Annotated in this window: 11 protein-coding genes; 9 read left to right on the top strand and 2 right to left on the bottom strand. The window is 29.4% G+C overall.

Annotated features, from left to right (window positions below; translation table 11 throughout):
* Nucleotides 1-97 precede the first annotated feature (97 nt).
* A complete protein-coding gene (locus B3W71_RS09470) occupies nt 98-1,699 on the bottom strand; it encodes a family 20 glycosylhydrolase (protein ID WP_346888689.1) in 1,602 nt (533 codons plus the stop codon).
* Between the two features lie 616 nt (nt 1,700-2,315).
* Between B3W71_RS09470 and B3W71_RS09465 the strand changes: the two genes are divergently transcribed.
* Complete coding sequence (locus tag B3W71_RS09465) at nt 2,316-2,681, top strand: hypothetical protein (protein WP_346888688.1); 366 nt, start codon at nt 2,316-2,318, stop codon at nt 2,679-2,681.
* Nucleotides 2,682-3,023: 342 nt separating this feature from the next.
* Here the strand turns inward: B3W71_RS09465 and B3W71_RS09460 are convergent, their stop codons facing one another.
* Nucleotides 3,024-3,191, bottom strand: coding sequence for a hypothetical protein (locus B3W71_RS09460; protein WP_346888691.1), 168 nt, complete (start codon nt 3,189-3,191; stop codon nt 3,024-3,026).
* Between the two features lie 467 nt (nt 3,192-3,658).
* Between B3W71_RS09460 and B3W71_RS09455 the strand changes: the two genes are divergently transcribed.
* From B3W71_RS09455 to B3W71_RS09420, 8 genes are all read left to right on the top strand, one after another.
* The gene (locus B3W71_RS09455) at nt 3,659-3,967 is read left to right on the top strand and encodes a helix-turn-helix domain-containing protein (RefSeq protein WP_346888687.1); all 309 of its coding nucleotides are present in this window, start codon (nt 3,659-3,661) and stop codon (nt 3,965-3,967) included.
* A gap of 289 nt (nt 3,968-4,256) precedes the next feature.
* Nucleotides 4,257-4,958, top strand: a complete 702-nt coding sequence (locus B3W71_RS09450) for a pirin family protein (RefSeq protein WP_346888686.1) — start codon at nt 4,257-4,259, stop codon at nt 4,956-4,958.
* Between the two features lie 91 nt (nt 4,959-5,049).
* Entirely contained in the window at nt 5,050-5,649 is a 600-nt protein-coding gene (locus B3W71_RS09445; RefSeq protein WP_346888685.1) for a nitroreductase family protein, read from the top strand.
* Between the two features lie 301 nt (nt 5,650-5,950).
* A complete protein-coding gene (locus B3W71_RS09440) occupies nt 5,951-6,640 on the top strand; it encodes an HAD family hydrolase (RefSeq protein ID WP_346888690.1) in 690 nt (229 codons plus the stop codon).
* 184 nt (nt 6,641-6,824) lie between these two features.
* Nucleotides 6,825-7,244, top strand: coding sequence for a HutP family protein (locus tag B3W71_RS09435; protein ID WP_343822859.1), 420 nt, complete (start codon nt 6,825-6,827; stop codon nt 7,242-7,244).
* A 448-nt stretch (nt 7,245-7,692) separates the two neighbouring features.
* Nucleotides 7,693-8,685 carry an ABC transporter substrate-binding protein gene (locus tag B3W71_RS09430; RefSeq protein WP_346888684.1) on the top strand — a complete coding sequence of 331 codons (993 nt, stop codon included), beginning with the start codon at nt 7,693-7,695 and terminating at the stop codon, nt 8,683-8,685.
* A 1-nt stretch (nt 8,686) separates the two neighbouring features.
* Complete coding sequence (locus tag B3W71_RS09425) at nt 8,687-9,562, top strand: ABC transporter permease (RefSeq protein ID WP_346888683.1); 876 nt, start codon at nt 8,687-8,689, stop codon at nt 9,560-9,562.
* Entirely contained in the window at nt 9,555-10,349 is a 795-nt protein-coding gene (locus B3W71_RS09420) for an ABC transporter ATP-binding protein (RefSeq protein ID WP_346888682.1), read from the top strand. The genes B3W71_RS09425 and B3W71_RS09420 overlap by 8 nt, the downstream gene beginning before the upstream one ends.
* Nucleotides 10,350-10,674: the final 325 nt, after the last annotated feature.

The raw sequence follows: 10,674 nt of genomic DNA, 5'->3' as shown, positions 1-10,674 counted from the left end.
TATTGACGCAGTATAACGCAAAATAGACGAGCATTCTGACTTTTTTATTTTTTGTCGATGCCTTAGCATTCTATTACACAAAATCTAACACATATTATTATCTCCATATAGTACTATCATTGTAGTAATTTATTCCTTGATTTTTCATTCTTTCTCCTTGCTTCTCTAGCCTACTCTTATACTCAATCCACTCTCTAGCCTCTTTAGGTGTCCAGCCTATTTCAGCATGACCTAATAATCTTGGATATATCATATAATCCATAGCTTTTGTATTATTAATTGTTTCTGTCCATAATGGTGCTTCTACACCTAAAACTAACTCCTTTGGAGCGTAATCAGTAGGGTCCCATCTATATGCAGTTTCTACAGGAATGTAACCTGCCCAGTTTAATCCATATGGCGTGTTCTCATTATATTTCATGTCTAAATAAGCTTTGTGTGCAATTGAAATAATCATTTGCATCCCTTTTTTTCTAGCTGCTTCATTGGAATCTTTCCAGTTTTGCAATACTACACTTGAATCTATTTTTGGAGATGTATCAATTGGATCCCATCCTATTGGAGTTTTTCCATACTTCTGAACTATTTTAGATACTCTACCTACAAAATAGTCATAATCCTCCTTTGGAGTACTATCTGCTTCGTCTCCTCCCATATGAAAATATTTTGAAGGTGATATCTCAGAAATTTCTCTAATTACATCCTCAATAAATTCATATGTTTTTTCATCATGGGTCATGAAGGAACTAAATCCTACGCTTGTGCCTGTATATAAAGGTCTCTTTTTACCATCTGGATTTAAAAATCCATAAGAGGCCAGTGCTGCATTAGTATGCCCTGGCATATCAACCTCTGGAATTATTTCTACATATCGTTCAGCTGCATATTTAACTATATCTTTAAACTCTTCTTGTGTATAATATCCTCCAGGTCCACCGCCTACTTGCGTACTTCCACCTATAGCAGTTAAGTCTGGCCATTTTTTTATTTCTATACGCCACCCCTGATCATCAGTAAGATGTAGATGAACTCTATTTATTTTGTATTGAGCAGCAAGATCTATTTGACGTTTAATTTCATCTACAGTAAAAAAGTGTCTAGCCACATCAATCATTAATCCTCTATAACCATATACAGGTTTATCATTTATTGTTGAAACTGGAATACTCCACTCTACATCAGTGACTACAGAATCTTTCTCAATATCCGCTGGCAATAGTTGTCTTAATGTTTGAACTCCTCTTGAAAGTCCTTCCGGCTTATACGCTATAATTTTAACATTTTCAGGAGTAGTTATTATTTTATATCCTTCATTGCCTTGATCTTCTTCTGAGCTTATAGTAGTTAAATAAATACTACCAGCTGAAGGATTATCTGATTTAATAATATTTAATTCAAAGCCAGTTGATGTCTTTAATCTTCCTCTTATAAATTCTGCAATTTTACTAATTTCTTCTGTTTCTTCTTCAGTATTTCCTTTTACATAAATTGAAGCATCTTTTTTAAGAATAAACTTACCTTCACCTTCTTCATAACTTAATGGCTTTGGAATAATAATATTATTACTACTTTCTACTGCAAAAGTTTGTTGCGCTTCATTGTTTCCTTTAAAAATCATTGCAAAAGAACCTATTGCTAATGCTAGCAATATAATCATTACAGATATAAACTTCCAACGCGTATTAAATGTATTCTTCATTAACTCACCGTCCTTACATATTTTAAAGTATATGTTTATTCTATTTCATAAAATTCCTTCATTTATAGTTTGGCAGGATTAATTGTGATATATACACTAAAACATGTAATCAAATTTGGACTTAAATTTAAACTACCTTTTAATTTTTATACTTACAAAAGAAATTTACCATGTAAGGATGAAAAAACTTACGCATCTAATACAACATCCTGTGCAATACCATGAAATCCTCGACTAATATAATTAGTCTGGGATTTTTACCTATGTATAAGTTTAGAATAAGTAAGAGTCCAAATCTTTGATTTGGTTACTCGAGCTTACTCATTCGAACGCATGTGAGAAGGAGTTTCCTTTACTAAAGCGAATGTGAATTTAGTTTCCTAAGTGATGCTCCAAATTTTACATTTGGGCAGCAGAACTTACTCAGCGAACGCATGTGAGTCGAGTTTCCTAAGCAAGTGCGGTTTATAGCCTTAACCATTGATGTTACTTGGTCAAGGCTATTTTGGTAACTAAAAACACAGTATCAGGAGTAATTATATATTTATGAAATATGTTATAATAAAAGTAGAAGATCTTTGAGTGTTAGGCAAATAGGAATTTGAGGTGAAATGCTATGGACAAATATACAAGAGAAGAATTGATAGAAGCACTGCAAGTTGTATCCTCAACTATCAGTAAGTGTGAAAAAATACAGCCAAAATTTGCGGAGGGTACCTCTCAGCACACACTCCTTAAGAACAGGATAAAAGCAATGTATATTTCAAAATCATTAATAACAGATGAAAATGTTATGGATAAATATACAAAAGAAGAATTGATAGAAGCACTACGCCCCGTATCTTCAATTATCAGCAAATGTGAAAAAGCACAGTTAAAATTTGCGGAGGGTACCTACCATCACACGCTCTTTAAGAACATAATAAAAGCAATGTATATTTCAAAATCATTAATGACAGATGAAATTAGTAAAAGAGGTTAATTTCTAATTTGTAAGGAGAACTTGTAATGGAAGTTTAGGATGTATATAAAGAGGATGAAACTTTGGCAGGAATAGATTTAATTAGAGGAGAAAATTTATATATTAATAAGATAGATGTTTTTAAATAAAAAAATTATATAGGTTTATTTTTTATAGAAGTTTGATATAATAATATTAGAGAAACTCCACAGCGAATCTGAGGAGTACAGAACCTAAAGAAATGAATTTCTAAGAGTTCTAATAAGAAAAGCTTAGTGCGCTAACACTAAGCAATCCTTAGAACATTTATTTTATTTTAGGGCTATTGGATGAATTTAATTAAATATTAATTAAGAAAAAGTGCTAATCTTGGTTGGATGGGGCACTTTTTTCTTTGCTTTTAACTTCTATATCAAGACCAAGGAACTTAACCTTAATTTTTAAATGATGTATAAAAAGATTATGTTTTAAAACTAATTTAATAATATAAATAGTAACAAAACTTTTTATAGTTAACTCTAGCATATCCAATACCACCCCCTTAGCTATAGTGAATATATCACCAATAGCCCAGGAGGATAAAACGTTCAAAACCCCCGTAGCCATCCTTCTACGGAATTTCCATATTATGACTTCTATATTATAACATAAGTAATATTCAAAATCTATGATTTTGCAAATAGAACTTACTCCTACAAACTTAAGTGAGTAGTGAGTTTCCTATAAAATCCGTTCATATATACATGCTTGTCTTTCCCCACTTTGATACAGCTCATTATGAGGTGAGCGAAGTCTTTATGTGGAATTTCTATTCCTTTACAAAGTTATTAGCGAAACGTCTTTCTTCAATAATTCTTTTAAATTCTCACATAACCATTCTCATTATTTTTACATTCCTGCAAATAAAATTATAATTAATCCTTATGTTGATATAATATAATAAGTAACTTACTTTTGTTAAGTGAGCATGATATAATACTAATAGGTGGTGATTATATATGGAAAAATATCATATGTGCCCAAAGTTTGAAAATGCTTTTGAACTATTAGGAAAGAAATGGACTGGATTAATTATAAGAACATTATTAAGTGGTCAAAAGCGATTTTCTGATATAGCAGAATCAATTCCGAATATGAGTGCTCGTATCCTTACAGAGAGATTTAAGGAACTGGAGAAGGAAGGAATTATTAATAGAAAGGTTTATCCAGAAACCCCTGTTCGTATAGAGTATGAACTTACAGAAAAAGGACATGAACTACAATTTGTTATGGATGAAATTCAAAAATGGGCAGAAAAATGGAGCTAAATAAAATAATATGAAGAACTTTCTATTAATTTTAGGAGGTTCTTTATTTTTGTCAATTTTTATATATATAAAAATGTAAGGTTAAGAGTAACTCTAAATAATTATTAAAAAATCTCTTGACTAATTGTAATCCATATGTGATAATTAATTTAAATCAACTTACTAAATGTAAGTAACTAAATTAAATTTCGTAAATAAATATAGATAAGTGTATGGATTATTTTTATAGTGAATTTTATTTATATTTTAAGTTAAAATTATAAAAAATAATTAAAAGGAGAGATGCAGAATGTTAAGAAAGATAGAAAGCAAAAATATGGGTAGTAGCAATCTTGGATGGTTAAAAAGTAAATTCCACTTTTCATTTGCTGAATACTACAATCCAGATAATATAAACTTTGGAGTTTTAAGAGTTATAAATGATGATTTAATTGAGGCTGGTACTGGATTCGATACTCACCCTCATAGCGATATGGAGATAATATCCTATGTAGTTAATGGTGAGCTTACACATGGAGACAGTATGGGAAACAAAAGTACTATTACACGTGGTCATGTTCAATACATGAGTGCAGGTACAGGAGTATATCATAGCGAGCATAACTTTGGAAAAGACATATCAAGACTATTACAAATATGGATTTTTCCTAATAAAAAAGGATATATACCTAACTATGGAGACTATAGATTTAACTGGGATGATAGACATAATGAATGGCTTCATATGGTTTCAAGCAAAGATGGGAATGCACCGATAAAAATAAATCAAGATATTAATATTTATTCCTTAGAACTTGAAAAAGATAAAGAGATTGACTTTCAAGTAAAGGAAGGAAGACAGGCATATTTAGTTCAAATAGAAGGAATTTCAATAATAAATAATATTGAATTAACTAATAGAGATGGAATGGAAATAGTTGAAGAAGATATTTTAATTAAAGCAAAAGAAACTTCTCATATTTTAATTTTAGAAATGAATAAACAAGACTAATAGTTTTAAATGATATTGAACACGGATATATTAAATTTTATTTACGAATAATAACAAAGAAATATTTTATATGATTTGGAGGAATGTTTAAATGTCAAAAGATTTTTTAAAAGCTGTAGCAGACAGACGTACATTTTATGGAATTAGCAAGGAGTCTGTTATTCCAGACGCTAGAATTAAAGAAATTATAGACCATGCTGTTAAGCATACCCCATCAGCATTTAACTCACAAAGTGCAAGGGTAGTTCTATTATTAGGAAATCATCACGATAAATTATGGGATATAACTAAAGAGTCATTAAGAAAGGTTGTACCTGCTGATAAATTTAGTTCTACTGAAGAGAAAATAAATTCATTCTTTAATGGTTACGGAACAGTTTTGTTCTTTGAAGACAATAGTGTAATCGAATCTCTTCAACAACAATTTGCCACTTATAAAGATAACTTTCCAATATGGTCTCAGCAATCAAATGGAATGCACCAATTTGTAATTTGGACTGCATTGGAAATTGAAGGATTTGGAGTATCATTACAGCACTATAATGAACTTATTGAATCCGATGTAAAGAAAGAATGGAGTATACCAGCCAACTGGAAGCTGATTGCACAAATGCCATTTGGAAAACCAACAGCACAGCCAGGAGAAAAGCAGTTCCAACCACTAGAAGAGCGTATTAAGGTATTCAAGTAGGCTGCGATGTAGTATATTTTGCACAAGTGTAAGTAACATCGGGCTGCAGTTTGCAATATGCTTTTGATTAAATCAAAGGTCAGTCTGGAATTAATATTCTCTCCTTATAATTTTTAATTTTTGTACTTACAAAAGAAATTTACTATATAAGAGCGAAGAAACTTACGCATCCAATAGAAGAACCTGTAGAATATGTCGCCTCCACCATGAAATCCTCGACTAATTTAATTAGTCGAGGATTTTTACCTATTTATAAGTTTAGAATAAGTAAGAGCTAACCATACCATAAGTGATGCTCTAAATCTTTGATTTATTTGATACATTGCTTCATGATATTAAATTTGATTTTGATTCTGGTTTATGTTATCTACATGAGAATATTTTATCAAAAGGTACTGATAAAGTTGAATTTCTAGAGTATGCAGCTACATATTGGAAAGAACTTTATGATAAAAGAATCAAGGATAATTCAGAATTGGCATTTGAAGATGAACTTTTAGATTTCAAAAATAAATATGGTTTTAAAGTGAATTATCCACTAGAAGAAATTCTATTTAATTGTGCACTTGAAATAAGTACTGCTGAATTGTTTAATGACACTATTTCTACCTTAGAGCAACTTAAGTTGTTAGGAATTCCAGTTTATTTATTAAGTAATTCCATATTTAAAAAGAATGTAATGAAAAAATTCATTAGCCAATATGGTTTAGAAAAATATTTTGTTAATGTACATTTTAGTGCCGATTATAAGATAAGGAAGCCACATAAAGATTTATTTAAAATTGTATTTGATGATATTAAAAAATATGATGCTAGCATCGAAATGGAACAAGTTTACTTCATTGCGGATAATTTTGAAGCTGATGTTCTTGGGGCTGAAAATTTTGGCTTTACACCAGTTTTTATAAACCGTAAAGAAGATATTGATATTAATAACAAAAATTTTATTGAGATTAAATCGCTAAATGAATTATTAGAGGTAATTAGATAAACTTCACAGCGAGGCACTAGCCTTTGTTAGATGTAGTGCTTTTTTTAATATAATTGCATTTTTTTATTTAAAAATATATGCTTAGTGATATAATAGGTTGTAAAATATAAAAGTTTATTTCGATTTATAGAATTATTGAAATATAAAAACCGTTATATAAATAGCTTGTTTGGGAGGTTTACTTATGAAAGAAAAGAATAGCATAGATATAGCAAAGGCTTCTATTAATATGGCTATATCTTCAAGACAAGAAGAAGAAAAACTTATAGAAGAATTTAAAAAAGAGAATGTTTTAGCTGTAGCAGTAGATATTGGTGGAAATTTAAATTCATCTGTTCAAAAAATCATAGAAAGAGCTTTAGTTGCCTCTAAAAGAACTGGGATAATTAAAGATTGCCATGTTCATGATGGTGCTATTGCAGGAGCTACTAGAGAAGCAATAATGCAAGTTGCAGATAAGGCAAATGGTCTTAGTGTAGGCGGAAAAATTGGAGTTGCAAGACATGGTGAGCATGTAAGTGTATGTATTTTCCTTAGTATAGGATTGCTTCATTTAAATGAAGTAGTAATTGGACTTGGACATAGATCAATAGCAGATTTATAAATTATATAGTTGACATAAGCGGAAAAGCCATATATAATTCATTTTAATAGAAAAGTAGTATAGATAATATAAATTGTAGAATAGTAGAACAGTAGTTTAGTAGTAGAAATGTTATGGTGAATTAGAAGTATAGTAAGTAAAAGTAGAATAGGAAATATTAATTCACCAAGCTTTACAAAAGTAAGGTATTAAAAACATGTATTCAAATATATTAATTATATATATTTAAATGCTAAATATTAAATAGTAGCACAGTAGCATAAGTAGGAGATATAACTTTAACAGTTAATTATTTTGGAATTAAAACAGTCCTCTCCATATAACCTTGTGGAGGGGTTTTTTTATTATAAACAGTTATATATAATTTTGTCTACAGAAAAATACTATTTGAAGCTTTGTTCTACTAATCTTACACAAATTAAAAACAAATTATTTGGAGGTTGGTAGTATGGTAGCAAAAAAATTAATTTTATTAAGTTCAATTCTAGTAAGCATGTCTTTATTTTCAGCATGTTCAAAAGGGAATTCTTCATCACAAGAAAATATTGTGAATATAGGAATATCTCAAATAGCATCTCACCCAGCTTTAGACTTAGCAAGGGAAGGATTTGTAGAAGCTTTAAATTCTAAGGGATTTAAAGAAGGAGAAAATCTTAATCTAGAAGTACAAAATGCAGAGGGAGATATTGCAACATCTCAGATGATATCTAACAATTTTGTCTCAAATAACAAAGATTTAATATTCGCTATTGGAACTCCTGCAGCACAGGCAGCGTTTAACACAACGAAGGATATCCCAATTATAACTACGGCTGTAACAGATGCTGTAAAAGCAGGTCTTGTAAAATCAAATGATAAATCAGGAACAAATGTTGCAGGAACTAGTGACGCGGTACCGATAGAAAAACAATTAAAACTTATGCAAGAAATAGTTAAAGATGTAAAAACTATAGGAGTTTTATACAATACTAGTGAGGTAAACTCTGAAATCCAAGTAAATAATTTAAATGAATTAGCTAAGAAAAATAATATAAAAGTAATATCAAAAGGTGTAAATAGTGTAAATGATATAAGTCAAGGATTAGATTCAATTTTGGATAAAATAGATGTTTTATACACGCCAGCAGATAATATGATAGCCTCTTCAATGGCAATAATAACTTCTAAGTCAGTAGATAAAAAAGTGCCAGTAATTGGAGCGGAAGAAGCTCATGTTAAAGGTGGAGCTTTAATTACAGAAGGAATTAATTACAAAAATCTTGGTTTTGAAGCTGGACTTATGGCAGTTAAAGTGTTAACAGGAAAAGACATAAAAGAGTTATCTATAAAAAATTTAGAAGATACAGAACTTGTAATAAATAAGGATACACTTAATAAGCTTTCTATAAATATTGATAAAGATATACTGAATAAAGCTAAACTTATAGAAGGAGGTAAGTAATATGAACTTCTTTATAGGTACTTTAGAGCAGGGTCTTATATTTGCTATAGGAGCATTAGGGGTATATATAACTTATACTATATTAGATTTTCCTGATTTATCTGTAGATGGAACATTTAGTTTAGGTGCTGCAATTACTACAGCATTTATATTAAAGGATATTAATCCATTTTTATCATTAGGATTAGCATTTATAGGAGGAGCTATTGGTGGATTAGTCACTGGAATACTTCATGTGAATTTAAAAATAACTAATCTTTTATCTGGAATTTTAGTTATGATAGGACTATACTCTATAAACCTAAGAGTAATGGGAAAGGCGAATCTTCCTACATTTAATAAAGCTAATATATTCTCTAATAATATACCAGTAGTTGTAACTTTATTATTAATGGTTTTAGTAGTTAAACTATTAATGGATATTTTATTTAAAACTAAGTTTGGATTTATTTTAAGAGCTACAGGTGATAATGACACGTTAGTTACTTCTCTTGGAGTAAATAAAGGAATAATGAAAATAGTTGGACTTATGATATCTAATGGACTTGTAGCTTTAAGTGGAGCTATAATGGCACAATATCAAAGATTTTCAGATATATCTATGGGAAATGGATTTATAGTATTTGGTTTAGCCTCTATTATACTTGGTCAATCTGTTTTCAAAAATAGTAGGTTATTAAAAGGAACTACAGTAGTTATAATAGGTGCTTTTTTATATAAACTAAGTGTTGGTGTTGCTTTAAATTTAGGTTTCCCACCAACAGATTTAAAATTAATAACATCATTAATAGTGGTTATTGCTATAGTTATGAATGATAATAATATTTTAAATAAACTTAAATTTTCTTCAAAAGGGAGGGGAAATCTAAATGCTTAAAATAAATTCCATCATTAAAGGATTTAATAAAGGCACAATAAATGAAACTAATATTTTTAATAACTTTAACTTAGAAATAAATAAAGGAGATTTTATAACTATTGTTGGAAGTAATGGAGCAGGAAAATCCACTCTTTTAAACATAATATCTGGTGCATTAGAGTTAGATTCAGGTAATATAATTTTAGAAGAAAAAGATATTACAAATTTAAAAGAACATAAAAAATCAAGATTTATAAGTAGAGTATTCCAAGATCCAACTAAGGGAACATCACCATCTATGACTATTTTAGAAAACTTATCCTTGGCAGATAATAAGGGAAGTAGTTTTGGACTTTCTTTAGGAGTTAATAAAAAAAAGATAGAGGAATTTAAAAATCATCTTTCTATATTAAATTTAGGTCTTGAAGACAAAATAAATACAAAGGTAGGAATGTTATCTGGAGGACAAAGGCAAGCTCTTTCTCTATTAATGGCTACTTTAAATACTCCAAAAATTTTACTTTTAGATGAGCATACGGCGGCTTTAGATCCCAAAACATCAGAAACTATTATAAACCTTACAAATAGCATAGTTAAAGAAAAAAATATTACAACAATTATGATAACGCATAATTTAAATCATGCTATAGAGTTTGGAAATAGACTACTTATGATGCATAGAGGAGAAATAATTCTTGATATGAGGGAAATGGAAAAGAACACTTTAACTAAAAATGATCTTATAGAAGAATTTAATAAAATTACTTTTAAAGAAGAGCTTTCAGATAGAATTATGTTTGCTTAACATATTGAGGTTATAAAAGCTTTTTAATATAATATGTTTTAATAAAAGAATAAGCAGAGGGTTAATACAATCTTCTGCTTATTCTTTATGCTTCATAAACAAAAGCTATTAAAAGTGTAAATATAAAAGACAACTTAAATTTTTTACAATAGTCCACGTATTACCGTGGATTTTTTCGGTTGAAAAACTTTATTTTTAACACATTTATTCTAAGGTTTCACTTGTTAGACTTATAAGCGAAAAATAAACAAAGAAATCGTTATCCAGGGTCGTAGCCGCTATTTACTCCTACTTTTAAGAAAAGCAGAGAGCCCAAATCTCTGAT

Origin of the sequence: Clostridium sp. UBA1056 (assembly GCA_002316385.1) — a bacterium.
Classification (GTDB): domain Bacteria; phylum Bacillota; class Clostridia; order Clostridiales; family Clostridiaceae; genus Clostridium_J.
Note: the sequence above shows the minus strand (reverse complement) of the source record. Positions and strands in the feature narration are given on the sequence as shown.

Coding starts and splice junctions, on each gene's coding strand:
- B3W71_RS09470 (WP_346888689.1), bottom strand. CDS start 1,699: ATGAAGAATACATTTAATACGCGTTGGAAGTTTATATCTGTAATGATT.
- B3W71_RS09465 (WP_346888688.1), top strand. CDS start 2,316: ATGGACAAATATACAAGAGAAGAATTGATAGAAGCACTGCAAGTTGTA.
- B3W71_RS09455 (WP_346888687.1), top strand. CDS start 3,659: ATGGAAAAATATCATATGTGCCCAAAGTTTGAAAATGCTTTTGAACTA.
- B3W71_RS09450 (WP_346888686.1), top strand. CDS start 4,257: ATGTTAAGAAAGATAGAAAGCAAAAATATGGGTAGTAGCAATCTTGGA.
- B3W71_RS09445 (WP_346888685.1), top strand. CDS start 5,050: ATGTCAAAAGATTTTTTAAAAGCTGTAGCAGACAGACGTACATTTTAT.
- B3W71_RS09435 (WP_343822859.1), top strand. CDS start 6,825: ATGAAAGAAAAGAATAGCATAGATATAGCAAAGGCTTCTATTAATATG.
- B3W71_RS09430 (WP_346888684.1), top strand. CDS start 7,693: ATGGTAGCAAAAAAATTAATTTTATTAAGTTCAATTCTAGTAAGCATG.
- B3W71_RS09425 (WP_346888683.1), top strand. CDS start 8,687: ATGAACTTCTTTATAGGTACTTTAGAGCAGGGTCTTATATTTGCTATA.
- B3W71_RS09420 (WP_346888682.1), top strand. CDS start 9,555: ATGCTTAAAATAAATTCCATCATTAAAGGATTTAATAAAGGCACAATA.